The sequence below is a fragment of the Streptomyces sp. GDS52 genome (assembly GCF_052246875.1).
Taxonomy (GTDB): Bacteria; Actinomycetota; Actinomycetes; order Streptomycetales; family Streptomycetaceae; genus Streptomyces; species Streptomyces cathayae.
The window spans coordinates 1,587,458-1,614,181 of the sequence record NZ_CM125966.1; the positions used below are offsets into that span (position 1 = coordinate 1,587,458).

The 26,724-nt window shown below is 70.1% G+C and carries 31 protein-coding genes and 2 pseudogenes; 7 read left to right on the forward strand and 26 right to left on the reverse strand.

The annotated features are described in order from the left end of the window. The first annotated feature begins 43 nt into the window (after window positions 1-43). The 5 genes from ACTWJ9_RS07130 to ACTWJ9_RS07150 all read left to right on the forward strand — a co-directional run bounded on the left by ACTWJ9_RS07130 (window position 44) and on the right by ACTWJ9_RS07150 (window position 3,367). A complete protein-coding gene (locus ACTWJ9_RS07130; RefSeq protein WP_443295399.1) occupies window positions 44-280 on the forward strand; it encodes a hypothetical protein in 237 nt (78 codons plus the stop codon). Between the two features lie 197 nt (window positions 281-477). Next, window positions 478-903 carry a plasmid mobilization protein gene (locus tag ACTWJ9_RS07135; protein ID WP_240497531.1) on the forward strand — a complete coding sequence of 142 codons (426 nt, stop codon included), beginning with the start codon at window positions 478-480 and terminating at the stop codon, window positions 901-903. Then, entirely contained in the window at window positions 900-2,621 is a 1,722-nt protein-coding gene (locus ACTWJ9_RS07140; RefSeq protein WP_443295400.1) for a relaxase/mobilization nuclease domain-containing protein, read from the forward strand. Before ACTWJ9_RS07135 ends, ACTWJ9_RS07140 begins: the two co-directional genes overlap by 4 nt. A 53-nt stretch (window positions 2,622-2,674) precedes the next feature. Beyond that, on the forward strand, window positions 2,675-3,151 hold the full coding sequence (locus ACTWJ9_RS07145; RefSeq protein ID WP_443295401.1) for a hypothetical protein: 477 nt from the start codon (window positions 2,675-2,677) through the stop codon (window positions 3,149-3,151). Between the two features lie 78 nt (window positions 3,152-3,229). Continuing rightward, the gene (locus tag ACTWJ9_RS07150) at window positions 3,230-3,367 is read left to right on the forward strand and encodes a hypothetical protein (RefSeq protein WP_443295402.1); all 138 of its coding nucleotides are present in this window, start codon (window positions 3,230-3,232) and stop codon (window positions 3,365-3,367) included. A 65-nt stretch (window positions 3,368-3,432) separates the two neighbouring features. Here ACTWJ9_RS07150 and ACTWJ9_RS07155 read toward each other — a convergent pair whose 3' ends face one another. Next, entirely contained in the window at window positions 3,433-3,660 is a 228-nt protein-coding gene (locus tag ACTWJ9_RS07155) for a hypothetical protein (protein ID WP_443295403.1), read from the reverse strand. A gap of 85 nt (window positions 3,661-3,745) precedes the next feature. On the opposite strand from ACTWJ9_RS07155, the gene ACTWJ9_RS07160 reads away from it, so the two are divergent. Both ACTWJ9_RS07160 and ACTWJ9_RS07165 read left to right on the forward strand, forming a co-directional pair. Next, entirely contained in the window at window positions 3,746-5,152 is a 1,407-nt protein-coding gene (locus ACTWJ9_RS07160; RefSeq protein WP_443295404.1) for a hypothetical protein, read from the forward strand. A 156-nt stretch (window positions 5,153-5,308) separates the two neighbouring features. Next, window positions 5,309-5,530 (forward strand): annotated as a pseudogene (locus ACTWJ9_RS07165) (hypothetical protein); the annotation flags it as partial. 86 nt (window positions 5,531-5,616) lie between these two features. On the opposite strand, the gene ACTWJ9_RS07170 reads toward ACTWJ9_RS07165, so the two are convergent. The 25 genes and pseudogenes from ACTWJ9_RS07170 to ACTWJ9_RS07290 form a co-directional block, all read right to left on the reverse strand. Next, window positions 5,617-6,033, reverse strand: a complete 417-nt coding sequence (locus ACTWJ9_RS07170) for a GFA family protein (RefSeq protein ID WP_443295405.1) — start codon at window positions 6,031-6,033, stop codon at window positions 5,617-5,619. A 214-nt stretch (window positions 6,034-6,247) separates the two neighbouring features. Beyond that, the gene (locus ACTWJ9_RS07175; RefSeq protein WP_443295406.1) at window positions 6,248-7,069 is read right to left on the reverse strand and encodes a DUF317 domain-containing protein; all 822 of its coding nucleotides are present in this window, start codon (window positions 7,067-7,069) and stop codon (window positions 6,248-6,250) included. Window positions 7,070-7,085: 16 nt separating this feature from the next. Then, complete coding sequence (locus tag ACTWJ9_RS07180; protein WP_443295407.1) at window positions 7,086-7,376, reverse strand: hypothetical protein; 291 nt, start codon at window positions 7,374-7,376, stop codon at window positions 7,086-7,088. A 107-nt stretch (window positions 7,377-7,483) separates the two neighbouring features. After that, window positions 7,484-7,837, reverse strand: coding sequence for a DUF317 domain-containing protein (locus ACTWJ9_RS07185; protein ID WP_443295408.1), 354 nt, complete (start codon window positions 7,835-7,837; stop codon window positions 7,484-7,486). A gap of 249 nt (window positions 7,838-8,086) precedes the next feature. Next, window positions 8,087-9,745, reverse strand: a complete 1,659-nt coding sequence (locus ACTWJ9_RS07190) for a UvrD-helicase domain-containing protein (protein WP_443295409.1) — start codon at window positions 9,743-9,745, stop codon at window positions 8,087-8,089. Next, complete coding sequence (locus ACTWJ9_RS07195; RefSeq protein WP_443295410.1) at window positions 9,742-11,673, reverse strand: hypothetical protein; 1,932 nt, start codon at window positions 11,671-11,673, stop codon at window positions 9,742-9,744. Before ACTWJ9_RS07195 ends, ACTWJ9_RS07190 begins: the two co-directional genes overlap by 4 nt. A gap of 70 nt (window positions 11,674-11,743) precedes the next feature. Continuing rightward, a complete protein-coding gene (locus tag ACTWJ9_RS07200) occupies window positions 11,744-12,928 on the reverse strand; it encodes a hypothetical protein (protein ID WP_443295411.1) in 1,185 nt (394 codons plus the stop codon). Beyond that, window positions 12,925-13,224 carry a hypothetical protein gene (locus tag ACTWJ9_RS07205; RefSeq protein WP_443295412.1) on the reverse strand — a complete coding sequence of 100 codons (300 nt, stop codon included), beginning with the start codon at window positions 13,222-13,224 and terminating at the stop codon, window positions 12,925-12,927. Before ACTWJ9_RS07205 ends, ACTWJ9_RS07200 begins: the two co-directional genes overlap by 4 nt. A 169-nt stretch (window positions 13,225-13,393) precedes the next feature. Next, window positions 13,394-14,431, reverse strand: a pseudogene (locus tag ACTWJ9_RS07210) (SpaA isopeptide-forming pilin-related protein). A gap of 35 nt (window positions 14,432-14,466) precedes the next feature. Further along, on the reverse strand, window positions 14,467-14,955 hold the full coding sequence (locus tag ACTWJ9_RS07215) for a hypothetical protein (RefSeq protein ID WP_443295413.1): 489 nt from the start codon (window positions 14,953-14,955) through the stop codon (window positions 14,467-14,469). A gap of 30 nt (window positions 14,956-14,985) precedes the next feature. After that, complete coding sequence (locus tag ACTWJ9_RS07220; protein ID WP_443295414.1) at window positions 14,986-15,852, reverse strand: DUF317 domain-containing protein; 867 nt, start codon at window positions 15,850-15,852, stop codon at window positions 14,986-14,988. A 28-nt stretch (window positions 15,853-15,880) separates the two neighbouring features. Next, entirely contained in the window at window positions 15,881-16,510 is a 630-nt protein-coding gene (locus ACTWJ9_RS07225; RefSeq protein WP_443295415.1) for an HAD family hydrolase, read from the reverse strand. After that, window positions 16,507-17,658 carry an MFS transporter gene (locus ACTWJ9_RS07230; RefSeq protein WP_443295416.1) on the reverse strand — a complete coding sequence of 384 codons (1,152 nt, stop codon included), beginning with the start codon at window positions 17,656-17,658 and terminating at the stop codon, window positions 16,507-16,509. Before ACTWJ9_RS07230 ends, ACTWJ9_RS07225 begins: the two co-directional genes overlap by 4 nt. Continuing rightward, window positions 17,655-18,881, reverse strand: coding sequence for an ATP-grasp domain-containing protein (locus ACTWJ9_RS07235; RefSeq protein WP_443295863.1), 1,227 nt, complete (start codon window positions 18,879-18,881; stop codon window positions 17,655-17,657). Before ACTWJ9_RS07235 ends, ACTWJ9_RS07230 begins: the two co-directional genes overlap by 4 nt. Window positions 18,882-19,136: 255 nt before the next feature. Then, complete coding sequence (locus ACTWJ9_RS07240; RefSeq protein WP_443295864.1) at window positions 19,137-20,276, reverse strand: MFS transporter; 1,140 nt, start codon at window positions 20,274-20,276, stop codon at window positions 19,137-19,139. Window positions 20,277-20,341: 65 nt separating this feature from the next. Then, the gene (locus ACTWJ9_RS07245; protein ID WP_443295417.1) at window positions 20,342-20,818 is read right to left on the reverse strand and encodes a hypothetical protein; all 477 of its coding nucleotides are present in this window, start codon (window positions 20,816-20,818) and stop codon (window positions 20,342-20,344) included. After that, the gene (locus ACTWJ9_RS07250; RefSeq protein ID WP_443295418.1) at window positions 20,815-21,657 is read right to left on the reverse strand and encodes a winged helix-turn-helix transcriptional regulator; all 843 of its coding nucleotides are present in this window, start codon (window positions 21,655-21,657) and stop codon (window positions 20,815-20,817) included. The genes ACTWJ9_RS07245 and ACTWJ9_RS07250 overlap by 4 nt, the downstream gene beginning before the upstream one ends. A gap of 42 nt (window positions 21,658-21,699) precedes the next feature. Next, complete coding sequence (locus tag ACTWJ9_RS07255) at window positions 21,700-22,113, reverse strand: hypothetical protein (RefSeq protein WP_443295419.1); 414 nt, start codon at window positions 22,111-22,113, stop codon at window positions 21,700-21,702. A gap of 13 nt (window positions 22,114-22,126) precedes the next feature. Next, window positions 22,127-22,576, reverse strand: coding sequence for a hypothetical protein (locus tag ACTWJ9_RS07260; RefSeq protein WP_443295420.1), 450 nt, complete (start codon window positions 22,574-22,576; stop codon window positions 22,127-22,129). Next, a complete protein-coding gene (locus ACTWJ9_RS07265; protein ID WP_443295421.1) occupies window positions 22,573-23,034 on the reverse strand; it encodes a hypothetical protein in 462 nt (153 codons plus the stop codon). Before ACTWJ9_RS07265 ends, ACTWJ9_RS07260 begins: the two co-directional genes overlap by 4 nt. A 57-nt stretch (window positions 23,035-23,091) precedes the next feature. Continuing rightward, the gene (locus tag ACTWJ9_RS07270) at window positions 23,092-23,439 is read right to left on the reverse strand and encodes an SH3 domain-containing protein (RefSeq protein WP_443295422.1); all 348 of its coding nucleotides are present in this window, start codon (window positions 23,437-23,439) and stop codon (window positions 23,092-23,094) included. 151 nt (window positions 23,440-23,590) lie between these two features. Next, window positions 23,591-24,310 (reverse strand): hypothetical protein, encoded by a 720-nt coding sequence (locus ACTWJ9_RS07275; RefSeq protein ID WP_443295423.1) that lies wholly within the window; start codon window positions 24,308-24,310, stop codon window positions 23,591-23,593. A 57-nt stretch (window positions 24,311-24,367) separates the two neighbouring features. Beyond that, on the reverse strand, window positions 24,368-24,850 hold the full coding sequence (locus ACTWJ9_RS07280) for a hypothetical protein (protein WP_443295424.1): 483 nt from the start codon (window positions 24,848-24,850) through the stop codon (window positions 24,368-24,370). Further along, a complete protein-coding gene (locus ACTWJ9_RS07285) occupies window positions 24,847-25,392 on the reverse strand; it encodes a DUF4913 domain-containing protein (protein WP_443295865.1) in 546 nt (181 codons plus the stop codon). The genes ACTWJ9_RS07280 and ACTWJ9_RS07285 overlap by 4 nt, the downstream gene beginning before the upstream one ends. 183 nt (window positions 25,393-25,575) lie before the next feature. Continuing rightward, entirely contained in the window at window positions 25,576-26,331 is a 756-nt protein-coding gene (locus ACTWJ9_RS07290; RefSeq protein WP_443295425.1) for a DNA-methyltransferase, read from the reverse strand. Window positions 26,332-26,724 lie beyond the last annotated feature (393 nt).

A 26,724-nucleotide genomic window follows, 5' to 3' on the forward strand; every position in this document is an offset into this window, starting at 1 on the left:
CCCGGCCTGTGCCGGGCCACCGCCCCCGCTCCAGGAGGTCCCCATGGTGCCCCTTCCCACCCGCACGTCCAGCCCAACGGTCGCCGAGACCAACGCCTGGGCGGACGTCTTGGTCCGGCGGCGGCTTCTGCACGCCGCAGTTCCCGTCCCGAGCAGCCAGTGGCTCGTCCAGCACGAGGCCGCCGGGCTCGTACGCGTCTTCGCAGGGCCGGCCGACGTCGTCGACCTGGCCGCCGCAATCCAGCTCCGCACCCGCTCACCGAGGCCCGATACCCGATGACAACCCTGCACGAGAACGGCACCGCCCCAGAACCTGCCCCTGACCCCAACTCGGTCTCGAGGCGAGCAAGTTGGGGCGGAAGCGTAGCTTCCGCCGAACCCGCCCCCGAGGGGGCGGGAGAGGACCTGCACCGGGGGGCACAGGTCCTGGAGGCTTCGACCGAGGGCGAATCGAAGCCGGAGCAGGAGGAGAAGCCGTTGCAGCACCGCAGCCACCGCGAGCGCAGTGCCCGCGCCCGCCAGCGTCCGCGTCAGCCGCGCGAGAAGAAGCGCCTACATCAGCCCAACACGCGTTTCAACGATGAAGAGTTCGCCCTGATCAAGTCCGCCGCCGCCCGATGTAACCTGTCCGTCGCCGGGTTCCTCGCCCGTGCCGCGCTCGCCGCCGCCCGTGACCTCGACCGCACCAGCGCCGAGATCGCCGACGAGCGCGAAGTGATCACCGCCCTCTTCGACAGCCGCCGCAGACTCGGCTGGGCCGGCAGCAACCTCAACCAGGCGGTCAAGGCCCTCAACTCCGGCGCCGAGGCACCACAGCTGGAAGCAGCGGTCGCCGCCGTCCAACGCGCCGCCGAGAGCGTGCGTGAAGCCTCTGCCCGACTGATCGAGCAGCGCGCTCCATGATCCCCAGCATCCACAAGGCCGGCTCCCGGACGATCGGCTTGCTCGCGTACCTCTATGGCCCGGGCAAGCACGAGGAGCACACCGACCCCCACCTCGTGGCCTCCTTCGACGGCATGTCCCCCGACCCCGGCCGCGACCCGAAAGCCACCCTCAAGGACCTCCAGCAGCTCCTCGACCAGCCCGTCCAGGCTCTCCCCGAACACGCACGTCCTGCCAAGCACGTCTGGCACACCTCCGTGCGCGCGACCGCCGACGACCGGATTCTCACCGATGAGGAGTGGGGCGACATCGCCCGACGCATCGTGGCCGCCACCGGCATCGACCCCGGTGACGGACGGACCGGCTGCCGGTGGGCCGCCGTACGCCACGCCGAGGATCACATCCACATCGTCGCCACCCTGGTGTGCGAGGACGGCAGCCGCCCCGACGACTTCCGCTCCGGCAAGCGTGCTCAGGCCGAATGCCGCCTCATCGAGAAGGAACTCGGCCTCCACCAGGTCGCGCCGGGAGACGGCACCGCCGCCCAGAGACCCACCAGCGCCGAACGTCACAAAGCCGAGCGCCAGGGCCGCGAGCGCACCGCACGGGAGGAGCTACGCGAGACCGTCCGGCGCGCGGTGGCCGGCGCGACCAGCGAGGAGGAGTTCTTCGACCGGCTGGCCGCCGCCGGCCTGCTGATCCGCAAGCGGGTCGCCCCCTCTGGGGACCTGCTCGGCTACAAGGTCGCTCTACCCAACGACCGTAACGCCCAGGACGAGCCGGTGTTCTACCCCGGTGCGCGTCTCGCGCCGGACCTGTCCCTGCCCCGGATCCGAGAACGCTGGTCCGCCGAAAGCCACGACCAGGACGCCGTGCCGGCCGATGCGAAGGTACGTACGGCGCCGAGCGGACCGTCCGTCGCCCGTCGACGTACTGCCTCCGCGGCCTGGCAGGCGGTGCACGTCATCGAGCGCGGCGGTGACGCGGTCGCCGCCGCCTACATCGCCTCGGCTGGTGAGGTCCTGGACGCGCTGGCGAAGACGTCCGCCGCGCACACCCGCCGCGAATTGCGTGACGCCGCCTTCGCGTTCGAGCGCGCCTCCCGCTCCCACGTCCGCGCCGAACGCGGCCACGACCGGGCACTGCGACAGGCCGCCCGCGACCTCGTCCAAAGCGGCCCCTCCCTCGGCCGGGGCGAAGACGGCGCGTCGACCGCCATGGCGATCGACATGCTGTTCTTCCTCATCACCGCCGCCGTCCACTGGCATGCGAAGAAGGGCCACGCCCAGCAGGCCGCCGCCGCGCGCCGGGCCGCCGCACATCTGCGCGCCGCCTACCAGTTGGCTGCCGCCCAGCCGCTCGGCGCCCTCTACCAGCGCGGCCGGCGCCTGGGCCGCCCCCTCCTCCAGCGGCAGACAAGGGCACTGCGCGAGGCGCTGCCGGAACTGGCGGAGCAGATCCTTGCCGAGCCCGGCTGGTACGCGCTCGCCGCCACCCTCGCCGACGCCGAAGCCGCCGGCCACGATCCCGCTGCCCTGCTTACCGACGCCGTCGGGCGACGGGAACTCGACACGGCAGAGTCCGTCAGCGACGTCCTGGTGTGGCGACTGCGCCGGACCGCGGACCTGCCCGCCGATACCAGCGACATGGTCGGCAACGCCCCCGGGGCGGGCCAGGCCGCACGCCGTGCGGGCCAGCAGGCACCGCAGCGGTCCGGGTCCCGGACCAGACGGGCGTGACTGTGGAGTTTGTGAATTGAAGCAGGTCGGGGCCCAGGGCACGATCATGACGCGTGCAGGACGAGACGAGGGAGAACGTCAGGGTGTTCCAACGGATACGCCGCCGTCGCGGAGCGGAGATCAGCGAGATGCGCCATCTCCACGAGACGATGAGGGCTCGACTGGACGGCTTGGTGCCGTCGGAAGTGGAACGGATACGGGGCGCGATGCGGGCCGACGAACCTGTCCCGGTGGTGGACGACTTCCTCCCGCCGGAATTGCGTGTCCCGAGCCACGATCAGCTCGACGGCCGGATGATGCCCTGGCCCTGGCCGATCGTCCTCGACGGCGAGATGGTCGACTGTGCCACATGCGGCGCATACCGTGACTGGCTTGTCCTCTCCACCCACGACCAGGTCTGGCTGCGCTGCCGAGCAGGCCACCAGCAGCACGAGAGGCGTCTCGACACCGTCTGGTACAACCGGCACGCCGGGCCGGCGGACGCGACGCACGCCACCTTCGAGGACTGCCTGCGACACCTCGGCCACTGACCCCCACTCCTACGACCCCACCGGGCCCGCGGGCCCGCACTGACCACTCGTCGCCTAGCACCAAGGGCTCAGTCCGACATGCGCGTTCGCATCGCCGCCACCGCTCTCGGCCTCGTCACCGTCGCGTCCCTTGCCCTCCCCACCGACACCAGCGAGCCGAAGCCCGCCGCATCATCTTCCGCCCACCTCGAGCGCACCGCGAAGCTCCCACGCTGACCCGTCGCACACAGCACGACGGGCCCGCCCAGCGCTGTGGTTCGGGCCCGCGCCGTGTGTGCTGCTCAGGCTGTGGCCGCGGCGAGCTCCGGCTCGGCCGACTTCCGGGCGGCGAGGTAGCACTCGGCGTCCAGCGCAGCGGCGGCGCCGGTGCCGGCGCCGCCCTCGCGGCCCCTCTCGGCGGCTACGGCCCCCTCTTTGGCCTCCTGGCAGCCGTCTCCATGGCCGCCGCGCTCGTCGCACCATGGACAGCCGCCAGCACAGCAGGCCACCAGGCACCACGGAGCTGACATCGCCTACGCTTTATACGGGCGTCCAGTGTCTCGTCTGGCAGCGCAGACCGCTGACTGGGCGACGAGGCTCTGGAATCATCGACGGATGGTCGACAGCAAGGATCGCTCGGCACTTCGGCAGCTGGTGAGTGATGTCGTCTCACCCCTCGGCGATGAGAACACGCACCCCACGCTCAACACCGCATTTGCGCAGCTAGGCATGCCGCCGGTCCCCGAAGACGAAGGGTCGAAGCGCGTACGGGTCGAACGCAGCCTCGCCCAGGTATCCGACGGCGACCTTCCCCGAGTCGCGGAACACATCCTGGCCCGAAGGAACCTGACCCCCGCGACGCGCAACGCGATAGAGGACCTGCTGTGGGCGGAGACTTCACCGCCGGAGATACCCAAGAGGGTCCGCCGCGAGCTGGCACGCGCCCTGGACCTGACGGACATGGCCCGAAGCGAAGCCCGGTTAATGGCGCTCCTGGAGCGCTTCTGGGTGCTCGACCGCGAGGAATCCCTCGCTGACTTGCTGCTGCCCAGCGCCGACCGCACGCCGAGTTTAAGACAGCACATCCAGCAGCACGTCTTCCGCAACCCGGAGGACTGGTCGGCCGAGGACCTCTTCGAGCACCTGGGGGCGTTCGAAGCCAGCGACGCACGGCTCGCCCGGTTCCTCGAGCAGGTGGTCTCCGCAGATGTCCTCCTCGACGAGCCCGCCCAGCGTCACCTCGTGAACGTGTTCAACAAGCACATCCGCAACGCAGGGATCGAACTCCGCGAGACCGGATCCGACGGCGGCTATCCGCGCTTCACCATGGTCTCCACCCGCCTCGCCGACAACCGACGGCCGAAAAACGTCATCTTCGCCTCGCTCACCAAGCCGGACATCCGCTTCCTATCCGCAGTGGACAACGACATCGAGATCGTGGGCGACCCCGACAACGTCCTCGTCTACGACCGCCAGATCACGGGGGACGGCATCCGCTGGCGAGACCTCCAGAGCTGGTGGCAGAACAGCCAACAACTCCCCAGCGAAGCCGAAGCGAAAAAGACCCTCTACCACCGGCTTCGCCGCAGCCTGCCCGACAACTCCCCCGGCCAGCGCAATCTCTTCGAGCTCTACCACCAGATCTTCGGGCCCGCCGTCTACGACCTCCCGGCCCTCCTGCCCGAAGTGTGGCTCCACTGGGACCATAAGACCGTCCGCGAGCGGGGTCCCGAAGCGCTACTGCGCTCCCGCATGGACTTCCTGCTCCTGCTGCCCCACGGGCAGCGCGTCGTATTCGAGGTCGACGGGTCCCAGCACTACACCCGAGACGACGGTCAGGTCCCCGACAGCTCCAAGTACGCGGAGATGGCGGCCGGCGACCGCGACCTCAAGCTCAGAGGTTACGAGGTCTTCCGGTTCGGCCACGACGAACTCAGGGACTTCGAATACGCCCGGGACCTCCTGTGTGAGTTCCTTCCGGCCCTGTTCCAGCGTTTCGACGTGAACGGCTGGACCAGCTGACGCTGAAGTCCCGGCGCGGAAGGGCAGCGCCCAGCGGGAGGCCGGTCGCGCGACGGCAAGCAGACCCGAACCCGCACAAAGGGCCCCGACGGTAGGGAAATGACGTACGGGTTCGGTGGGCTTCGGCTGCAGGATTCCGCGAACCCGCGCGCTTCCGACATGGCCACGCAGAAGATGGCCCCGCCCCCGCTCGGTGACGAGCAGTGGAGCCATCTGCTGACCTTCTCCGCAGGTGGACGCGACACGGTGGTGAAGCAGACCGCGGTCCGCGACGGCAGCGTGCTGCTGATCGTCTCCGGCTCACCGGCCCTGGTGGACCGGCACCTCAACAAGACCATCGCCAAGGCCACAGCAGCCCGCTGGCAGTCAGCCACATGACGACGCCGGGGCTTCCCCGGCCATCGCGGTCGGGGGCGCCGCGCACGTGGTCTTTGCGATGCTCCACGGCGCCCAGCCCGGTGCTGCTACGAGTGGAGCGGGTCGGGAGCGAGGGTGACGGTCATCCACGGCACGGCGTGCTGACGGAAGCTGTGCCCCACGGGCTCCAAGCCGTCGCTCTGCCCGGTGAGGCTGAACGTCGTCACCATGACCATGTCCGAGCCGTCGGCTACGGAGACGAGGTGGGTGCCGCAGCGCGCGCAGTGGCCGCGGCGCAGGGTCGGCCAGGTCGAGTACCACGTCGGCTCCCCGCCGCGGCCGGTCCAGATCAGCGTCTCCCGACGGAACCCGACCCACGCCATCGCCGGTGAACCGGACAACAGAGTGCAATGGCCACAGGAACACAGGTGCGGATCGTCCGGAACGCCTGCCACCTCGTACGCGATATCACCGCACTGGCAACGGCCCGTCCGCAGATCAGGTGCGGTGGTCGATTCGGTCACTGCGACATCTCCTTCGACGCGACGTGCATTTGCGGTGCCAGTGTGCTGCCCCGGAGCAGCCCGCGCTGGTGTTCGGGGTTCCGCGCCCCGTGTGGAGAGGCACGTTCACCTCTTACGGTGAACAGCAGCCCAGAACGCGTGAAGCTCGGCCGCCCCGGATCGGGCTGGCCGAGCTTCACGTGTGGCGGGCGGGTGGAGCGGCCGGCCTCGGACCTCAGTCGGCCGGAGCGCGCAGGAGCCGCTCCCGCGTGCTCTCGGGCAGCACCCGGCGCAGGACCGGTGCGGTGGAGCTGAGCGCGTGGGCGAAGCACGCGACGAGGTCGTGCGGCACGCCGGCACCGAAGGATGCGGCCCACAGGCATGGTGAACCCGGCGCCGGCTCGGCCCACGCCTGCCACCCGCCGGGTCCCGCCTCCTCGGCCACGGCCGTCAGGGCGCGCGGGTCGGCGTCCTGGATGAGGGGTGGCACCTCGCCGAGGCTGATGTGCGAGGTGAAGGTCGGGTCCATCGCTCCCGCATGGGGCTGGTCGATGTCGCGGAACCAGCCGTGCGCGGTGACCGCGTCGAGGACCAGCTCGGGGCCGCCGAGCGGGACTCCGGGCTGCTCGCGGGCGTCGAGCGCGACGAGGAAGTCGACGAGGACCTCCCCCGGGATGTCGGGGGTGAAGTAGGCGGACCACTGCGCGAGCGGGCTGCTGGTGTCCACGCGTGCGGAGAGCTGCCAGGCGATCGGCAGCTCCCCCAGATGGAACGGCTCGTCCGCCAGCACCCATTGGGCCCAGCGGAGGGTGTCGGGGCTGATGTGCAGGACGGTGCTGCGCAGGACCTGGCGGTCCTGCGGCGCCTCGTCCGGCTCGTGCCGTCCGCGGACGGTCGTCAGGCTCGTCCAGCCGAGGCCGACGAGCGTGTCGGCGACGGCGTCGTAGAGACGTCCGTCGTCACCGGCCAGGTGACGGGGGCCGACCCAGTACGCGGGCGGGGCGCCGTTCGGGGTGGGCGGGTCGAGCGGAGACTCGGGATGCAGGGACGCCTCCAAAAGGCGAGATGCGGTACTACTTGCCGCCGGCACTGCGGCGGGGGCGGCGCGGGGGCGCCTGGACCGGAGACTGCCAGGCCAGCTCGACGGCGACCTCGGGCGGCAAATGACCGAGCTGCGTGTTCGCGTCCCGCCCTTCGGCGAGGTAGACGACGGGCCGACCGGTCTCGTCCACGACCTGGACGACCTGCGCGAGGCGGTGCGCCATCGGGAAGAACGGGTTCATCGCCTGCCACACCGGAGCGCTCTGGTCGCAGGCGGACAACAGGTCGATGAGATCGCCGACGGTCAACTCCGGGTGAGTCACGGACAGAGTCTCCTTGTATGGGGGAACGCGGTGAGCGGCGGCCTGTGATGCCGCCGGGATACGGAGGGCAATCTCCAGTGTCGGCCTTCCGGCTCGAGCCTCCGGTGCTACGGGCGCCGGGAGGTCTCCAGCACACGCGCCACGGCGGCGGCGACGATATCGGCCGGCGTCTCGGTATCGAAGGACAGGCGGTAGCCGCGTACCTTGGCCGTGCCGGTGACGGCGATCTTCCACCCCTCGCCGTCGGTGCCGGGGCGCCCGAACGGGAACCACCCGAGGTAGAAGCGGCCGTCCTTGCTGCTGACGTGCACGTCCGCCCGATCGTCCACAATCAGGTGGAAGTCCTCGGCGGAGAACTGGTCCATGACGAGCGTGGGCTGGCCCGGGCCGAGCTGCCACTCGCGCCGCCGTAGGGCTTCGACGGTGGTAGAGAATCCGGGGTTGACGGGAGCCACGGTCACGGGCAATCACCTCTCTGACCTGGGGGTTTCCTGCAAGGTCGTCTACGTTGACATGCCCCTGCCCGCGTTGGCCAGTCTTTCGAGGATCTTTCCTGTCTGCCCCCGGCGAACTTGTCCCCTGCCATCCAAGCAAGGCGTTTGACAGCGAACCCAGTCGAAGGACTGAATCGCCCACGGCAGCCATGCATGTCGATCCGCCGCACAGCTGTGTTCCACCAGTCAGCTACGGGCCAGAAGACCGCAGCGTTCCTACCGTAGGGCGGCAACGAGCGGTTGCCAGAGACCGTGCACCAGATTGGGAACAACGAGATGTGCCTTCTGCCGGGCGCGGGTCATCACGACGTACAGCAGCTTGGAGCCGGTCGGGTACGGCTCTCCTTCGGAGCCATGGAACTCGTTGCTTCCGAGGAGCAAGATCGTGCTGTCGGCTTCTCGACCCTTGGTCTGGTGGAGGTTCATGACTTGGATCGGAGCTCGTCGGGCTGCTCCTGCCCCGACCAGAGCTTCGTTGCGTGCCCGGAGCAGCTCCTGCTCGACTGCGGCAGCGTCGAAGCAGTCCTTGTCGAAGTGGCGGAGCGCAATGCGCGTCTGACGGGCCGCCTGCATCCAGGTCTCCTGGCCGCGGGCGGCTCCAACCGTGCTGTAGGCGTTCGTGACCACCTCTGCGAGCCTCGCAATGTCGGGCTGGTCACCCTCACCGACCGAGGCTCGCAGGTCCCGTGCGAGTCGCTTCAGTGCGTTGTGAAGGGGCGGGTTGGTCGTAGGGTCGAGCATCTGCTGGGCGAGCGGCACCACCTTGGGCCCCTTCCGCTCCGTGGCCTGGACGTAGGCAGCCAGCGCTCGGCGGGCCCGCGAGTCGGGGATTTTCAGTGCGACCTTCACCAGGGCGAGTTGTGCGGCGAGGGCTTCACCGTATGCCTCGGTGAGGCCGACCTGCTCGTGCACGAGGCCGTCGTAGAGGAGGGCGTCGGACAAGCTGGAGGTCGCCACGTTGGTGTGGGTGAAGATGCTGACGGTGTGGCCATCCTTCCGAGCGCGGCGCGCGAGGTCGATGACCTCGGCATGTCCGTGGCCGTCGACGTAGTCGGTTACCGAGATACGCCCCGCAGCGGCGGCCGCGCGGATGGCGTCGTGGGTGAAGTCGCGTCGCAAGGCGGCTTCTGCTGCGGCCGGCAGGGTTCCGCTCGGGTCGCGGTAGCTGAGCGGCGGCAACATGATCTTGTTGGAACCAGACAGTCGCATCGCTGTGGCGATCCGGGCGTCGGCATCAATGTGCTTGAAGCCCGCGTAGATGCACTGGTTGGCGTCGCCCAGCAGGATGCGGCGCGCGGCCGGTGCAATCTGCTGGAGGAACTGCCATTCCTGGTCGTCGGTGTCCTGGAACTCGTCGCAGATCACGAGGCCGTACCGGCCGTTGTAGTGGTCGCGCACCTTTTTCAGACCGAACAGCTCCATCGCCGCAGGGACCAGTTGGTTGTAGGTGAGGCCGGGCTGGGCTCCCCCGACGAGGCGCTGCGCTTCGCTCAGCACGGCAAGGGGCTGAGGGTATCCGTGGTGTGGGCCGAAGCTGTTGATGATGCGCCACGCGAAACCGTGGAAGGTGGCGACTTCCAGGCGGGAAGCCAGCGGTCCGATGACATTGGACGATCGATCGATGATCTGTGCCACCGCGGTGCGGGAGAAGGAAAGGAAGAGGACCCGCTCAGGGGCGGGAAGCCTCGTCCTGCGTCCGGACTGATGAGCCGTTCGGCGCCGGAGAGCCAAACGTTCGTCGGCGTCTTCGAGGTGGCGGCGCGCTGCTGCAACGGCGGTGGTGGTCTTGCCCGTGCCAGCGCCCCCGAGTACGACGAGCACCGGCGCGGTACTCTCGATGACGTCTCGCTGCTCCCCCTTGGCCTCGTACGTCACGCTGCGCCCTCGTCAGGACGGCTGACATCCTCAAGGTCGATCGTCGTGGGGCCGTTGTAGCTGAAGCTGGCGGCCGTGGCGATGGCGTCCAGAATCGCCACCAGGAGCGGCGGGTGCACCACGGGCTCCTCCTCTTCCGACTCCTCCCCATCATGGTCTTCCGCGTCTGCAGGTTCCGGCTGCAGCTCTCGATAGAGGGCGTCGAGGAAGGGCTCGTGCAGGCTCTTGCCGTGGAGCATCACGCAGAGCTTCGTGACGGTCCGCTCGGTGGCTTCGGCGGATAGGGGATCCTGCTGCCCGAACGCGGTAAGGACCGAGCTGGCCGCAGCGAGGTGAGCCAGCGAGACGCCAGCGGTGATCGCACGTTCGACCGCAGTCTTCTCCGGAAGCCTGATCACGACGTCGCACGACTTCTCAACCTTGTCGAGCTGCGCAGCCGACTGCTGGGACGGCTTGTCGGCGTCGACAACGCCGACCACACGGAAGCCAAGCTGCTTGGCAAGGTCGGCGATCTGAGGGACCTGGTCGATGCCGCCGTCGGCACCCGTCCCGGCGGCGACGAGGCGGACACCGTAGGCGGACAGGGGCAGCCTGCTCGGAGGGTACCGACGGTTGGCCATTCCGAGGACCGCGACATCGTGCGGGCCCTCGGTGACTGCGATGACGGGCGCGGTGAGCGCAGGGAGCAGCTGAGTGTGGAGCTGGCGGTGGGCGACGAGCTGCTTGCGGTCACTGACCTGCGGAAGCTGGTGGTGCACTCGCTGGCCTCCGTGGCGGACGAGGCGGACCACCTCGCCTGGTTCGAATGCGCGCGCCACTTCAGGCCGGCGGGTCGACAGCCAGGCTTGTCCGGACCGATTGCGGATCAGTGAGGCCAGATGCTCGGCGGTGGCAGCGTCGAGCTGATCGCCGAAGTCATCGGCGAGTACGACCGCACCGGGAACATCCGCAAGCAGCATGGCCTCGGCCATGGAGAGAACGGCGGTCACCGTACTGCCGTGGTTCGCCAGGGCCAGCGGCCCGGCGGCGTCCAGCCGCAGCGCGGCCCGCAGAGTACGCAAAAGGGCGCTGACGGATCCGTCCTCGGCGAGGAAGCCGATGTCCCCAGCGGTGATCGGGCGGTCTCCCAGCCGCTTGCCGGTGCCACCCACGGCCAGAACAGCGTCCACGGCCTCGGTGATGGCCAGGTCCGCGGACAGATCGGCCACGGCCTGGCTGACCGCGTCGCGCAACACTTCGAACGCGGCGACGGCAGCCTTGGGGTCCCGCTCCTCGACGTACCGTCGCAGGTTCCCGCCTGCTCGAAGCTGCAGGGGAACGCCCGCATTGAGGGTGATGACCGGAAGCGCCCGACGTACGGCAGCCGGCACCCGCGCAAACTTCCCGGTCTCCGGGTTGCTGCCCGCTGGGTAGTAGACAACGGACTCCAGCGCCTCGGTCTCGCGGTCGTAGCTGAGCCGATAGGTAAGGCGGACGCACTGGGGAGCGGAAGGGTTCGCCTCATCGCTCTCGGAGGCGGACCCCCACGCGTCGAGCGGCTGGAGGTGGCCGTCAACCAACTGCTCGACCTCCGGGTCGAGATCAGAAAGGGTGACCTCCACCTCGGCCGTGGAAACCCAGAGCGACTCTGCCGACTCAAACAGGGCCCCCTCCAAGCCATCACCGGACTGGGAACTCTCGCCTTCGCCCTCTCCTTCCACAGGCACACTTTGATGGAGATCCGACAACGACGGAGCATGCGCAGCGTCCGGGTCGAGCACGCGCGCCAGCGCCTCGATGACATCGCTGCGGCCAGCGCGGGGCACGCCAGCCACGACCGCGTGATCGCGAGGGCGCAGGTCGAGGGACTTCCAGCCCCGGAAGTCCGATATCAGCAATCGAGTCACTCGCACCGCACCATCATCGCGGACAACGCCCTGGTACAGCATGGCATTTACCGCAAGAAGGCTAGAATAGGCGTGCGAGGCGGAACTGGGCCGTAGCTGATCGGCGACCTGCCTACCCCAGCAGCTCTGATTGGATCCGGTCCCAGCTCGGCCGCGGGCTGTCGACCGGTTGCACGACGGTGAGCAGGCGGCCTTCAAGGAACACATCGAGCCGGTCGGCCTCTTGAGAGGCCAGAATGTGGCGCTGGGCCCGGTGGTCCACTGGCACTCGCTCTTCCAGGACGCCGAGCAGCACTTCGTGGCGTGCCTGGCCGACGGCATCGCCGCGGATCCACCGGCCACGGACTGGTACGTCGGAGAGCGTGCCGAGTGTGTCCTCCTCATGATTGAAGGACCGGTTCATCGCCGCCTCGACCAACGACTCGGCCCGGTTGATCGCTGCCCTGATGTGGGCCCCGGGTGAAACTGCCGAGCCCTGGCCGCCGGACTCTGGCGCGGGAGCGGCCTGGGACACGACTGGTTCTTCCGGGTCCAGGTCCGCTTGCCGACGGGCATCGGGCCGCGGAACACGGAATCGCCAGGGCGGCGTGCTTCCCGGCGTGTCAATCCATCCGGTCCTGAGCCCGACCGCGGCCGGGGAGTCGTCGGGCAGGAAGATGTCGACGTAGACGCCGCCCTTGCCGAGCCAGACCCAGCTCATGAAGTAGGCGTGATCGTCGTGGTCGATGGACCACTGTGCGAGCTTTGCCAATCGTGTCTTCTGCGGCTGAGTGCCTTTGCCGGCCGGGAACATCTGCTCATGGTCCCGGCGGCGGCCCCGCGCCTCCCCGGCGAGCGGGCCGGCGGCCAGGTCATAGAGCAGATCGGGCCGCACACCCGTCTTCGTGTAGGTCCCGACTAGTTTTCCGGGCAGGACGTCGAAACTGCTGAGGCCGTTGGCCCCGGGCTCCCAGTCGAATAGGGCCTCGCTGGTGGCGGTCATTACCCCGAGCCCGGTGCACTCGCTGACGAAGCGCCGGATATGGCCGGAGCTGGAATCGAGGGCAGGGCAGTCGACCCCGAGCGGACCGGTGTCCGGGATGCCGGCGATATAGCTGAGGAGGAGGCTAATCTCGTGGTCGCGCACACGCTGATCGACCGTCTTGCGCAGGTCGCAAGCAAGGGCATTGATGTTGATCACAGCGGCCAAGGACACCGGCAGAGGGCCTTGCCCGATCTCAACAGCCTGGACGGCCTCAGCACCGGCCTTTCCCTTCTCGACCGTGAAGCGCCACACCCGGGCGCGGACCAAACTCATGGGGGAAGCCTATGACCGCTCTCCGACAGCACGGATCGCTCCGGTTCCGCGCGGCCCTTCGATACATCGAAGGCGGTGGCTGCGAGGGACCCGAGCCTTCTGAGGATCCGCTGCGCCGTCAGCAGGCGGTTTCTGGCGCGGTTGCCCTCTCCGATCTGGAGTTGCGTCATGGGCAGGCTGAGGGTGAAGGACCACTGCCAGCCGCGTTCCAAGGCCAGGCCGACCTCCTCGGCAACAGCGCGAACACAGTGATCGGACCAGTACAAGTACCGTCCGACGTCGTCTCCTTGCGCCACGAACCCTTCCTCCGCTTACTGTCCTCCCTCAACTTCACCGGGCTCTAGTTTTGTCCGACATTGCGGCGGACTTGACGGAAGGCGTGACCGCAGCCTGCAGACGGCGGTATACGCGGCAGGCCCCCGGGAGAGTTTCCCGGGGGCCTGCTGGTCGAGGAGTGAGCGTGAGTCAGCTGGTCTGGCCGTTGTCGTCGTGCTCGGGCTCGGCCGCCGTGCGGCGGCGGGTGGCGACCACGGTGCCGATGCCGACGGCGACGAGGAGTCCGGCGCCACCGACGATCCACGGGGTGGCATCGGCGCCGGTGTGGGCGAGGGAGCCGACCGGAGCCTTCGGCGTCGCGTCGTCGCCCGGGTCGGCCGCCGGGACGGGCGACGAGTCGGCGTCCGGCGTGCTGGTGCCCGTCGGGGCGGGCTTCGACCCGACGGCGCCTCCCTCGCTCGGCTTGTTCCCGGGGGTGGCGGTGGGCTTGTCCATCGGCGTCCCCGACGGGTCGGGCTTCGGGGTGGTCACGGTCTTGGCGTTGGCGACGGTCACGGTGACCGGGGCGCCGGGGCCGGCGATGAACGTCTTCGACGGCTTGTAGAGGTCGTAGCCCTCAGGCGCCTTGACCTACTTGACCCAGAACTCCGTCTTCCGGCTGGACACCGGGAGTTCGCCGGACACCGTGCCCTTGGGACCGGTCGTGAGGGTGAGCAAGGTCTTGTCGCCGCTGCCGATGTTCACGGTGGAACCGGGCAGGAGCTTGCCTGTCTTGTCGTCCTTGGCCTTCAGGACGACCTGCGCCGCCTTGAACGGGTCGGTGATCGTCAGGTGGGCGGTGGCGCCGGGGGTGACGATGACCTCCTGGTCGGCGACGACGTCGTGGAGCGGGCTGCCGCTGGAGGTTTCCTTGAGCCGGTACACGCCCGGGGCGAGGTCGGGGAAGGTCAGCTTCCCCCGGGCGTCGGTCTTCCCGCGACCGACTTCCTGGTCGGCGGTGTCCAAGAGGAGGAACGAGGCCTCTGCGAGGGGATCGCCGGCCGGGTCCGTCTTGGTGATGGCGACGCTGCTGACGTCGGGTGCGGGAGTCTCGGGGAGAGCTGTGGAGGCAGAGGGCGTCGGCTCGGCCGACTGAGCAGTCGCGGTGGGTGCCCAGGTGAGGGTGCCGGTCACCGCGGTGGCGAGGGCAGCGGATCGGACGGCGCCGCGGACGATGCGAGCGTGCACGAGAAGAAGGGCTCCTTGATCAGGTGGTGGGGAGGTCATCGGGTCCGGCCGGGACCTGGACCCGGAGGAGGCGGGATGGTCTTGTGAGCGGTACGGCCCGCAGCGCGGCTCGGCGTCGGCGCCTGCCACGCGCCGGGGAACCAGACGGCGGTGTACTGCTCGATGGCATCGCGCAGCCCGGTGGTGACGGCGCCCTCCCACGGCGGCCAGCCGGGGCGGTGGTACTTGTCGAACGTGCCGTACTGCTTGCTGTTCGCGGAGGTGTGGTGGGCTTCGTCGCGGCGGTGGAAGGTGCCGTGGTCCACGAAGCTGAGAGCCACCGCATCGATCTCGCCCCGGCTCGCGTGGACGACCGCCAGGCGCAGGCCGCCGTAGGTGTCCGCGTGGATGGTGCCGGTAAAGCCGATGCGCAGCCGCAGCGGTGCGCCCGCGACGGGGGTGGCGTAGTAGGTGTTGCCCACGACGGTGCTGTCGGTGAAGGGGAGGCACAGTTCGGCGAAGAACTCGGGGGCCTGCAGGGACAAGAGGGGTCTCCGGTCGAGGACGTGCTGGCGTTACCGGCGGGGGCCCCGCAGGGCCGGTCGGCTGGTGGTGCTCCAGCGCGGGACGCTGGCGGCGGGGAGGGCGGCCGGGCGTCTGGAGACGGCGCGCTGGACGTCGAGCGGCGTCGGGGCCGGTGGGCGCGGCGGGAGGATCGGGGTGAGGCGGGCCATGCCCTCGACGTAGCTGTGGGTGTCCTCGCGCCATCGGGGCAGGGGGGCGGGGTCGGAGACGCACTTGGTGACGGCCCGGACGAGGGCGACGGGGGTGTCGGTGCTGGCGGTGGCGTACCAGGCGGGGCGGTCGAGTGAGGTGCCGGCCCACAGCTGCCAGCGGGCGTCGCGGGTGGTCAGCTCGGCCTCCGGGTCGAGGTCTCCGGTGGTGAACTCCAGCCCGGCGAGTCCGTCGGCGGACCGGACGGCGAATACTCCCCAGCGGGGGCGGTCGATCTGCCAGCCGCGGTTGATGAGCGGTACGACCGCGAGGAACGGGTCTCGGTCCTTGCTCCTGGGATCGGGGGCAGCGAGGTAGGCGTCAGGGCCCTGCTCGTACGCCGCGGCGAGCGCGGTGGTGAAGGCGGTGACGAACTCCGTCGGACAGGAGTCGTTGAAGCAGACGCCCCAGGCCGGCGGTCCGAACGGGTCCTTGTAGGCGTTGATGCGCCACAGGCCGTCGTCCTCGCCTTCCGGCAGGTAGCCGAGGCGGACCTTGCGGTCGGGAGCGTTCAGGTAGGCGTTGCCGAGGTCGTCGTTTGCCAGTTCCCAGCCGAGGTCGCGGAGCGGGGCGAAGCCAGGGTCACCGATCACGGTGCTGCCGGCGAGGTAGCGCGGGGAGACGTAGACGTCCCCGTCGATGGTGTGAAGGTCGTCGTAGGGTGGCACGCGGCTCCTGAGGGTGAACGGCGATGGGTCAGCCAGCGGTGTGCAGCAGGGCTGCCTCGATGGCCTCGGGCCGGCCGGTGTAGTGCAGGGCGCGCAGCCCCAGGCGCCGGGCGGCATGGCAGTTGTCAGCGCGGTCGTCGATGAACAGCACGCGCTGCGGGTCGCTGACGCCGGTGGCGGTCAGGGCGTGCCGGTAGGCGTCCGGGGCGGGCTTGCAGATTTCCAGCCGGGCCGAGTAGAAGGCACGGGTGATCAGGTGGCGGCACCAGTCGGTGGTGTCGAGGACGTCGCTGAGGTAGTGCGGTGCGTTGGACAAGAGCACCATCGGCAGCCCCGTCTGATGGGCGCGGTGCAGGACATCCAGAACACGGTCGTCGGTAGCGGTCCACATGTCGGTGTCCACAGCGCGCAGCTCGCGCAGCAGGCGGGGGCCGGGGTGGGCGCCGAGGACCTTGGCCCAGTACGCCAGGTCGCTGAGCTGACCGGCGTCGTAGGGCTCGCGTGCGCTCCAAAAGGCGTGCTGGAAGCCGGTGAGGTCGTCCTCGGGCCAGGATGCGGTGCGCGCGAGGCGGAGCCACTGGCTGCAGGTGGGCTGGAGGCCGATGACGCCGTTGTAGTCGAGGATGACGGCGTCGAGGGCGGCGGTGTCCGATATCACGGGGTGGGTTTCTCCAGGGCTCGGTGGGCGAGGGCGGCAACGGTGGCCGCGAGCAGTGCGGGCAGCAGCAGCGCCGTGGGCAGGGTGGTGATGCTGGCGATGGCGCCGATGAGGGCGGGCCCGGCGAGCAGGCCCAGGTAGCCGGTGACGGCGACCGTGGCGACGGCGCCCGGGCCGCCGACGCTGGCGGCACTGATCAGGCAGGGAACCGTGGTGGACAGGCCGAGTCCGAAGAGTGCCCAGCCGGCCAGGGCCACAGAGGTGGTGGAGGCGAGGACGCCGGTGGTCAGCCCGGCCGCCGCGAGGACGGCGCCGGCCCGCACCACCGCAGCGGGCCCGAAGGTGGCGGTGAGCCGGTCGCCGGTCAGCCGTCCGGCGGCCATGGCCGCGCTGTAGAGGGCGAAGGCGGCGGCGCTCACCGCGGCGGATGCGTCCAGGCTGTGCAGATGGACGGCCGCCCAGTCGGCGGCTGCTCCCTCGCCCAGCAGGCTGGCGGCAGCCAGCGCCCCCAGCAGCCACAGCTTGGCGGACGGCAGCGACGCTCCGGTCTCGTCCTGTCCCGTGGGCGCCGGTGGCCGGTCGGTGCCTGTCAGCGTCCGGGTTGCCGGGGTGGCGGCCAGCGCGGCACCGGCCAGGATCAGGCCGGTCGTCAGGAAGAGGGTGCGGTGCGCGGCGTGGGCGGTGACCGCGGCCAGGGCGGCACCGGCGAGGGCGCCGAGGGAGTAGGCGGCGTGCAGGGACGACATGATCGGTCTGCCGTAGGCGTTCTGGCAGCGCACCGCCGCCGAGTTGGCGGCGACGTCCAGCACGCCATGGGTGACCCCGAAGACGAGCGCGGCCACAAGCAGCGAGGGGAGATTGTCGCAGCGGCCGAGGAGGGCCAGGCAGCCGGCGAGGCCGGCCGCGCCGCAGGTGAGCAGCGCGGGCAGGCGCTCAGGCCGGGTGAGCCGGCCCCCGGCCTGCAGCCCCGCCACCATGCCGAGTGCGGCGGCCAGCAGGACCAGGGACAGTTGTGCGGTGCTCAGGTGGGCAGCCTGCTGAACGGCCGGCATCCGTGCGCCCCAGACGGCCATGATCGCCCCAAGGCCGAAGAAGTAACCCGTCAGCAGGCCGCGGCTGCGGCGGACGGATTCGGCGGTTTGGTTCATGCGTTCGGGCCGCTGCGGGAGGTCTCGCCCGCGGCGCGGGGAGAGATCTGGATGCCGAGGGCACGAACGGCCAGTTCGGCACGGGACTGGGCGAGGTCTGCCATGGGCGCTGTGGTGATCACGTAGCCGATGCGCGCGGTGAACATGTCGCCGCCGTCACCGGGCAGGACCAGCTCGTCGCCCGGATGGTGCTGGAAGTGGACACGCTCCAGCCACTGCGGGCGGGGCCCGTCGAGGCGGAGGCGGGTGAGGATGCCCGAGGTGCCGGGGTAGATCAGGCGGATCGCGGCGGCGGAGGACCTGCTCGGGGTGAGGTCGGGGCCGCGATCGCAGGCGATGTCGGCTGCGGCGCGCGGCAGGTCGATGCCGGTGGCGAGGCGGACCAGGTGGCCGATCATGTCCCCGGCCAGTCGGCCGTTGACCTCGACGAGCCGGGGCCGTCCGCCGACGAGGCGCATCTCGACGTGGCTGACGCCGTCGGTGACCCCCAGGGCCCGGATCGCGGCCCGTGCGACAGGGGCGACCTGGGCGAGGAGCGGGTCCGCGGCGTCGACGGAGTGCGCGAGTTCCTCGAAGTACGGCGGGTCGCTGACGGTCTTGCGGGTGACGGCGACGACGGTGGTCTCGCCGCGATAGGTGACGCACTCGACGGAGATCTCGGGGCCGTCGAGGTACTCCTCGACCAGCACGTCGGTGCTCTCCAGGCCCAGGCCGGCGGCCCGGTCGGCGAACGGGTAGGCGGCCGTGAGCTGGCCGGGGTTGTCGACGCGGATCACGCCGATGCTGGCCGCGTGGGCGGCCGGCTTCAGGACAACCGGGTAGCCGATCCGCTCGGCCGCAGCCCGTGCCTCATGGAGGGTGCGGACGCTCACCGATGCGGCCGACGGGACATCGTGGCGGGCGAACAGGCTCCTCGCGGTCGCCTTGTTGCGGCATGCCTGCATCGCCTCCGGGGCGGTGGTCGGCAGGCCGAGTTGGCGTGCGAGGCGGGCGACGGGAACGAGGTACCACTCGGTCCACGTGAACACCCCGGCGAGATCGTGGCGTTCGGCCAGGTATCGGCCTGCGGCGGACAGTGCCGCCTGATCAGTCGGGTCGGGCACGACCATGCAGTCCCGGATGTACGGGACCTCCCACGACGGCTCCTCGTCGGTGATGAGGACGACGTCGTAGTCGGCAGCGACGCTTTCGAGGCAGTAGCCCCGGTAGCCTTCGGCTTCCATGTCTGCGGAAGCGACGAGCAGAACAACGGGACGGTCGGACAAGAACAGACTCCTTGAGAGTTCAGGGGGTGGAAGATGTCTGCCTGCTGCCGTTCACGGGCTGTGCCGGCGGCGGACCTCGATGGCGGAGGCCCACTCGGGGTGAGCGGCGAGCAGCCTGCGGGTGATGGCCGGCCCCCAGAGGGAGGCAAAGGTCGGGCAGTCCGTCCTGGCTGATGGTGGGCATGAGGGACAGGGACCCTGCCGTGCAGAGGGTCAGGGCACCGGTTTCGGTGGGGCTGGCAGGGTGCGCAGCCGGATGAAGGCGGTTGCGAGACCGGCTGCTTGGAGTAGCGCGGCGGCGGTGACGGCGTGCCCGAGCTGGGAGGGTGGGAGGGCGGCGACGAGCAGGCCGGCGGCGGGGAACGGCAGCAGGAGCAGCAGGATCGTCAGGCTGAGGGTGCTGCCGAAGACGTCGGCTGGGATCAGGTGGGAGCGCAGGGTGCGCAGGACGATGGTGAGGCCGCCTTCGCCGGCCATCAGGGCGGCGATCAACAGCAGGTAGCTGCGGTAGGTATCGGCCTGGGAGACGGCGAGGGTTGCTCCGGCAGCGAGCACGGCGGCTGCGGCGCCGACCGGCCATAGGCCCCAGCGGTCGATCGCCCGGCGGGCGGCGGTGATGGCGAGCAGGGAGGTGACGGCGGCGGCGGACCAGATGAGTCCGGCGTCCGCGCTGGAGCGCCGTAGTTCGGTGATCACGATCACCGGCATGGCCGCCTGCAGGACGGCGATGGCCGTGTTGGAGACCACGAGGCCGCCGACCAGCCAGGCCAGGGCGGGCAGCGAACGCAGTGTTGCCCATCCCGTCCGCAGTCCTCCCTTGGCCAATGCCGCGCTCGGCGGCGTGTTCCGTTCCCCGGATCCGAGGGCGGCGGCGAGCAGGGAGAAGGCCGCGAGCGTGCCGAGCATGGTGGCCGGCCCGCCGTGCTCCAGCAGCAGGCCGGCCACCAGCGGTCCGGTGAGCATGGCGGTCTGGTCGATGCCCAGCAGCACGGACTGCACTCGGTGGGCCTGAGCGCCCGCGCTCCGGCTCGCTGCGCCGCCGACGGTCTCGGCGGCCACGTAGCTGAACTCGGTGAGGATGCCGGTGGACGCGGCCAGCAGCATGACCGTGGCGGTCACCGCCGGTGACCCGGCGTCGAGCGCGGTCAGGACGCCGGCGGCGGCGAGCACGGCCAGGGCCCGCGCGAGGCAGGCTGCCCGGAAGACACGGGCCGTGCCGTGACGGTCGACGATGGTGCCCACCACGGTGAAGGCCGCGATGCGCGGAATCCATTCCAGCGCGAAGGCCAGGCCGGTCAGCGCGGCCGAGCCGGTCGCGGCGAGGACGAGAAGGGGGATGCCGTAGGTGGCCATCGCGAAGGCGGCACCGTCGGCGCTGCGCGGCAGGTAGATCCCGCACAGGAGGCCAGGGGGAGACGTCACGCGGCGACGCCGTAGGTGCTGCGGTTTCGCTGATGGGTGTGGACCCACTCGGCCATCAGCCGGTGGATGCGGCCGAGTTCGGCAACCTGCTCACCGTCGGGATCCTGCGTGCCTTCTGTCGGCATTCCCAGAAGAGCGAAGGTGTGCTGGATCCGTCCGGCGAAGTCGCACAGCGGAGCGGGATAGTTGTGGCGCCGGGCCCACCGCGCGGTCGCGTCGTAGACGTCGGCGAGATCCCGGCCGGCTGCCGAGAGGCCCACGCTGCCGGGGGTGCGGGTGAGGAGTCCGAGGGCATCTGCCTGCTCGATGGCCTGGCGGATCTGGCGGGTGGAGAGCTCCGCGAGGGTGCGTGCCAGGCCGCGCACCGGTATCGCTCCGTGGTCATCGATCTCGCTGACCAGGCGAATCAGGCTTGCGGAGGACAACGCCGTGCACGTGCCGCGGAGCTGCTGGTGGGAGAGAGCAGGGATCACCGGCGGACTCCACCGGTCGGCAGGGCGGCCTTCACTCGGGCGGGGATGGCATGGGAGAACAGCTCGCTGGGCTGCCAGCCGGGGCGGCGTGCGGGCTGCGTCGGTCCGGCGGGGGCAGGAAGCCCGGGCTGGTGGCTGGTCCAGGCGAGAGCAGGACTCGCAGGTCCGGGGGCGGGCCGCCCCCAGAGCGGATGCAAGGCGGCGTGGTCGAGTGATCGTCCGGCGGACCACATGGAAAGGGATCCGAAAACAGGGCCCAGAGCGTCACCGGCCCGCGAGAGGCGGTAAGGCTGCCCGTTGCCCGCAGTCATCACCAGGCCGTCATCGATGAGTTGACGCAGCGGCGGGTAGATGTTGGTCCAATAGCCGTCGGGGATGACGATGCGGGCCAGGGCCCGAGCAGTCACCTCCTGCCGTGACTTGAGCACCCACAGGATTACGGCAGCCTGTCGGCGGGCGAGGAGGGTGAGACTGTCCTCGACCTGTTCGATCGCGGACAGCGGCTGCTCCGGCTTCTCCAGGTGCTCCTCGGCCCAGGCAACCATCACGGGGAGCACCGGCAGGAGTTGTCGGCCCCGGGTGGTGAGGCCGTAGGTGACGTGCCGCGTGGAGTGTTCGGTGCGCTCGGCGAGGCCGGCGTCGCACAGCGAGCGGATCTTGGGATGCAGCTGGCCGCTCTGGAGGTACGGCAGCTTGGCCGCGATCTCCGTGTAGCGCTGGGGCGGCTGGTTCAGGGCCAGGAGGATCCGCACGTTCCAGCGCGGGGTGATCATCTGGAGGGCTTCGGTGACCCGGGCGACGTCGGCGTCGTCGGCGGGCGGCAGACCGGTGATGGCCAAGGGGGTGAACTCCTGGGATGCGGAAGGCCGGACGCTGTCGGGTCAGCGGCTCGGGGCGGGGCTCGCGGCCGGTCCGGGCGGAGCGGCAACGGCTGCTGCCGCCAAGGTGGTGGGCAACTCCGGTGCCGGCGCGCGACCGAGGCTGCGCAGGACCGCGTCGGCGGTTGCGGCTTGCGTGTCGCGGACGGCCACGGCTTCGGCGAGGCGGCGGGCGCAGTCGAGGATGTGGGAGACCTCGTGGGCGCCGATCTGCCGCTCGGGTTGGGTCAGGTGCTGCAGCCGCTCACGGTGCGCGGTGATGCTCTGTTCGGCGAACGCCAGGGTGTGGTGGCTGGCGAGGAGAGCGGCCAGCATGCCGGGGGTCTGGTCCTGGGCGTGTGCTTCGAGGCCGGGCAGTTCGGCGCCGTACAGGCCCTCGATCCGTGCGGCGATCTCAGCGGCGGTGGGAGAGGGCAATCGGCAGGGGCTCTCATCGTCGGCGGCTGCGGGCCGCCCCGACATGCGCGGGTGCCGGGGCGGCGGAGGCCGGGGGCAGGGTGGTGGTGACCGTCTGCTGGGCGAATCGGGTGGGTCGGGCCTGCGCGTGGAGCGGGGGCATGGTGTGCAGCAGGTCGCCCAGCGCGGCGCGGTAGCCGTCACGGGCGGACAGCGCTGCCTCCAGCCACTGCGTGTCCATCCGCAGATCAGCCGCGGACAGCTCGTCCATGTCGCGCTCGGGCGCCATCGCCTCGTGCACGCGGTCGCGGATCCGGGCGACCTGTTCCTCGGCCAAGGCAAGGAAGCTGCGCAGTTCCAGGGCCCGGGTGACGGCCGCGGAGGCGTCCGGGGCGGCGGCCTGCGTGTACAGGTCGGTGACCGGGACGCCGAAGACCTCGTGGAGTCGGGTGTCCTGGGTGCAGGGTTTGTCTCGGACGCTCATCGCAGGGCTCCTTGGCCGGTGGCCGTCGCCGTCGCGGGCCGGGCCGGTGCGCTGGTGGGCACGGCCGGGCCCGGTCGCTGACTGCGGTTGAGGCGGGCCAGCCGGTCTGCGGCGGGGCCCCGTTTGCCCGGTGCGTCGGGGTCGAGCAGCCACCGCACGACCATGGCACGCCCGTCACGGGTGGAGACGGCGGCGTTGACGCGGTGGGCGAGGTCCATGGTGGGGTCGTCGACCTCGTTGGGCTGCGTTTCCAGGGCGCGCAGGAGGTCGTCCTCCGCGCGCTCCAGTACGGTCTGGGATTCGGTGAGCAGGCCGTGCCAGCGCACGATGTCGGTGGCCTGGCGATTGGCTTCCGGGGCGGCTGTGACGGCGGCCTTCAACGTTCCGATGGACATGCCGAAGCGTTGCTCGATCTGCTCGGTGAGCACGCCCACGACATCGTCTGCCTCGTCGGGCACAGGGAATCCTTTCTGGCAGGCACGCGGGGTACAGGCAGGTGGAGAACGAACGCTGCGTCAGTTCAGGCACATGCGGACGTCGCGATACACGTAGGGGCCGGAGCCCCAGCCCCTCGAGCCGGTGGTCGTGTCCGTGATGAAGTGCCAGTTCCCTCTGGTCTTGTGGACGGTGAAGCGGTGGTCGCGGGAGAGGATGTCGAACCGGGTGGACTTGGCCGATGCCTTGGAGCGGATGGCGACGGCCTGTGTACCGATGTCCCAGGGGCCGGGCCGGTCGCATGTCCGGACGGCCGGCATCGTGCTCGGCACGGAAGCCGGAGCGGCCGTGGCCGCCGTCGCGGACACGATCGGCAAGGCGAGCACGCCGAGCACTGCGGCGGACAGCGCCATTCGGGATGAGCGCATGCGGAAGTAACCTTCGTACGGGAAAAAGGGGAATGCAGAGAGAGGCGGACCGGACGTTCGCCCTGTCGGCCGCTAATAGAGTCCGTGTATTCGCCGGTTTGGCTAACCGGCGATCGTCGTCTATGTTTCCGTCCGCTTCACAGGCTTGAGTTCAGCGGCTGCGGCCCGCGGGGTGTTGTGCGGGGGCCGGAAGGGAATTGGCCGGCCTCTGGGCGGACCGGACCGTGGGCTGGGCCGGCGGCAGAGGAGGAGCCTCGCCGCTGAGGGCGTCGTCGCACCACTGGAGGGCTTCTGCATAGGTGGCAAAGCCGCCCTCGCGCAGGGTGTGGGTCCAAGAGTCGGTGTCCACGTCCTCGTGGAGCACCCGAAACGGGAAAGGACTGCGCTCGTCCAGGGAGCGCAGGACGACGACGGTTGCGGAGTTCTCGGGATCGTCGTCGGTGTAGCTGTGCAGGAGGGCGAAGTGGTCGCCGTCGCTCATGAGCCGCTGTTCCAGCGCACGGGTCGTCTCGTCCGCCGGGGTGGTTCCCGTGCCGGGCGCCAGGCTGATCTCCTTGGGCGGGCAGCCTCGGTGGATGAGCCAGGACTGTGCCATCGCCGGCAGGGGCAGTGTTGCGTGAACGAAGCGGAACGTCTTCGTTGCAGGGTCGCGCTGCAGGTGCAGGGCGACGAGCTGCGGCTCCCCGGGGATGCCCCAGGTGACGGCACCGTTGTGGAGGACGTGGTAGCTCGCGCCGTCGGGTGTGTGATGCTCGGCCAGCGGGGTGAGTTCGGTCTGCTCGATCTGGATCGCGCGCCAGAACGCTTCCTGAGTCTGCTCGTCGGCGGCTTCGAAGCCGTCCAGACGGAGGTCGAGTTCGGGTGGGTACATAGGCCCTTTCGGTGAGCGGGGCTGAGGCTGTGGGGCTGCGCGGGGTACCTCTTCAGGTCAGCGGGCCTGGCGGTACGTGGGCACCTGAGCCGGACGGGGAAGGCCAGGCATCGCGGAGGGCAGCGGTCCGGGCTTCGGAATGGGCCCGCGGGTGGCGAGCTGTGGAGAACGGGAGCGGGCTGCGTGAGTCCGGGCGCTGAGCGGCCGGCGGGTCATCCCCAGGCGTTTGCCGACGGTGTCGTAGACGTCGTTGTCGGCCCGGGGCCGTACCGCGACGACGTGGATCTCCCGTCGGTGCGCGGACGTCTCGGGTGCCAAGCGGATGCCGTAGACGACTCGCCACTCCTTGCGGGAGTCCACGAACAGCTTCCGGTAGCCCTCCAGGTCACCGGTCAGTCTCGTCCCGAAGCGCTCGGTGTTCACGACCTCCTGCAGGTAGACGAGGGTGAGGTCGCGGATGTCGCTGGGGGCCTGGACGAGGTCGGTCAGGGCGCGTGGGTCGAAGCTGAGCCCGAAGGCCGGCCGCTGCCCGGCGCTCATGATGTCGACTCGCCCGGCACGCCGGCCTCCGACCCGTTCGCCTTCTCCGTGCGGGCCGAGGGCGGCGGGCCGGGCAGGAGGCGGTGCGCGGGCCGGTCCGGCGAGGTCATGCACGCCGACAGCGGACCGCCCGGCCCTCTGACGGCGACCATGGTGTGGGTGAGGAAGTCGCGGTGCCACACGAGCAGACCGCTCAGTCCGGCCTCGGGGTCCTTGTGCTGCTGGTAGGCGAGCCAGAGCGCGTGCAGCCAGGCCACGACGTCGCTGTGCTCCTGCCACTGCAGGCACCACGGGGTGGCCGTGGTGACCTCGGTCCCGTAGACGGGCAGCAGGAAGTCGTCCACCCAGTCCGACAGGGCGTCCAGTTCGTCCTCGTACTCCTCACCCTCCAGCTCCAGGACCGGCCGAGGCTCCGGCGGCGCCGCCAGTGGTCCGCCGAGGCCCGGCATGCCGAAGGCGGCGAACGGGGACGCGCCCGTGGGCGGTGCGGAGGCGGAGGCGAGGTGGTCGAGCTGCTGGGTCTGCTGGGCGGACTGCTCCATCAGTTTCCGGACGCTGGCCTCGATCTCTTCGAGGTGGGGATCGGGGATGCGCACCGGCTCCAGCTCGCCCTCATCGGGCGGGTTTACGGGTTCGGGCATGACTGGGCGGGGCCTCCTTGCGCCGTGGCTGTCGGGGGAACGCGGCACCACTGAGCCGGCACCGGCTGGTGGGCTGCGGTGGTGTCAGGCGGTCAGGACGACGTCGTCCTGGGTCAGGGTCTGACGGACGGTCTCGGTCAGCCGGTCGGCCGCGATGCCGGCGTAGTGCTCGGTCTTCTCCACGCCGATGAAGTCGCGTCCCTCCATCAGGGCGGCGACGCCTGTGGAGCCGGAGCCGGCGCAGAAGTCGAGCACCGTGCCGCCTGCGGGACTGATCTTGACCAGTTCGCGCATCACCTCGACCGGCTTCTGCGTGATGTGCTGCCGCTTCGAGCCCGACGGCTGGGAGGCGGAGTACAGGCCGGGCAGGTAGACCGGGTTACGGGAGCCGTCGATCGGGCCCTTCGATGCCCAGACGATGAACTCGCAGTTCTGGGTGAAGCGGCCCTTCTGCGGCCTGGCCTGCGGCTTGTGCCAGGCCAGTACCCCGCGCCACAGCCATCCGGCGGCCTGGATCGCGTCCGTGGTGATGGGGAGCTGACGCCAGTCGGTGAACAGCAGGGCCGTTCCGCCGGTCTTCGTCAGCCGGTGGGCTTCGGTCATGATCTGGGTCAGCCAGAATCCGTAGCTGCGCTGGTCCATGTTCTCGCCGGTGAAGTCCGGCAGGGTGTGCTTGGCGTCGGCGGAGGTGTACTTCTGCTTCGCCGAGCGGGACGTTCGCTCCTTGGCGGTCCTGCCCCCGGAGTTGTACGGCGGGTCGGTGATCACGGAGTCGACGTAGTCGTCCGGCAGCGTGGCCAGCACGCGCAGGGCGTCGCCCTGATGAAGGGAAAAAGGCAAAGAGATACCCCGATTCGGGTTCGGACGTGAGGGATTCGAGAGGTCACCCTTCGCTCAGGAGAATCCGGGCAGGCTGGAAATCGGGCATGCAGAAGCCCGGGAAACCGCGAACCGGAGAGCGAGGGGAGTCCCAAAACTGTAGGGGCGAATTGGCCGCTCACCAAGAAGTGCCCTGCCAGGGGTGTGGATTCCGATCCCTCCCAACGGTTTTTTGGTCAACCGCCGATCCGGGCCTACTGTTTTGGAACCGCCCCACGCATACCGCCGCCGGCGCCTTCCCACCACGCCTCGCGAAGGCACCCGCTTGCCCCGGCACACGTAGCTACCCCGGCCCGCAGACCGAGCGGCAACTCGCCCGCAGGCCAGCGCCTTTCGATCGACCACCCCGGCCGC

What these genes read in the sequence shown, in the direction of transcription:
- ACTWJ9_RS07280 (WP_443295424.1), bottom strand. Translation starts at nt 24,850, where the DNA reads ATGAGCGCCGGGCAGCGGCCGGCCTTCGGGCTCAGCTTCGACCCACGC.
- ACTWJ9_RS07130 (WP_443295399.1), top strand. Translation starts at nt 44, where the DNA reads ATGGTGCCCCTTCCCACCCGCACGTCCAGCCCAACGGTCGCCGAGACC.
- ACTWJ9_RS07235 (WP_443295863.1), bottom strand. Translation starts at nt 18,881, where the DNA reads ATGGAAGCCGAAGGCTACCGGGGCTACTGCCTCGAAAGCGTCGCTGCC.
- ACTWJ9_RS07260 (WP_443295420.1), bottom strand. Translation starts at nt 22,576, where the DNA reads ATGAGCGTCCGAGACAAACCCTGCACCCAGGACACCCGACTCCACGAG.
- ACTWJ9_RS07270 (WP_443295422.1), bottom strand. Translation starts at nt 23,439, where the DNA reads ATGCGCTCATCCCGAATGGCGCTGTCCGCCGCAGTGCTCGGCGTGCTC.
- ACTWJ9_RS07160 (WP_443295404.1), top strand. Translation starts at nt 3,746, where the DNA reads ATGGTCGACAGCAAGGATCGCTCGGCACTTCGGCAGCTGGTGAGTGAT.
- ACTWJ9_RS07285 (WP_443295865.1), bottom strand. Translation starts at nt 25,392, where the DNA reads ATGGAGCAGTCCGCCCAGCAGACCCAGCAGCTCGACCACCTCGCCTCC.
- ACTWJ9_RS07275 (WP_443295423.1), bottom strand. Translation starts at nt 24,310, where the DNA reads ATGTACCCACCCGAACTCGACCTCCGTCTGGACGGCTTCGAAGCCGCC.
- ACTWJ9_RS07195 (WP_443295410.1), bottom strand. Translation starts at nt 11,673, where the DNA reads ATGCTGTACCAGGGCGTTGTCCGCGATGATGGTGCGGTGCGAGTGACT.
- ACTWJ9_RS07150 (WP_443295402.1), top strand. Translation starts at nt 3,230, where the DNA reads ATGCGCGTTCGCATCGCCGCCACCGCTCTCGGCCTCGTCACCGTCGCG.
- ACTWJ9_RS07240 (WP_443295864.1), bottom strand. Translation starts at nt 20,276, where the DNA reads ATGGCCACCTACGGCATCCCCCTTCTCGTCCTCGCCGCGACCGGCTCG.
- ACTWJ9_RS07230 (WP_443295416.1), bottom strand. Translation starts at nt 17,658, where the DNA reads ATGAACCAAACCGCCGAATCCGTCCGCCGCAGCCGCGGCCTGCTGACG.
- ACTWJ9_RS07140 (WP_443295400.1), top strand. Translation starts at nt 900, where the DNA reads ATGATCCCCAGCATCCACAAGGCCGGCTCCCGGACGATCGGCTTGCTC.
- ACTWJ9_RS07155 (WP_443295403.1), bottom strand. Translation starts at nt 3,660, where the DNA reads ATGTCAGCTCCGTGGTGCCTGGTGGCCTGCTGTGCTGGCGGCTGTCCA.
- ACTWJ9_RS07200 (WP_443295411.1), bottom strand. Translation starts at nt 12,928, where the DNA reads ATGAGTTTGGTCCGCGCCCGGGTGTGGCGCTTCACGGTCGAGAAGGGA.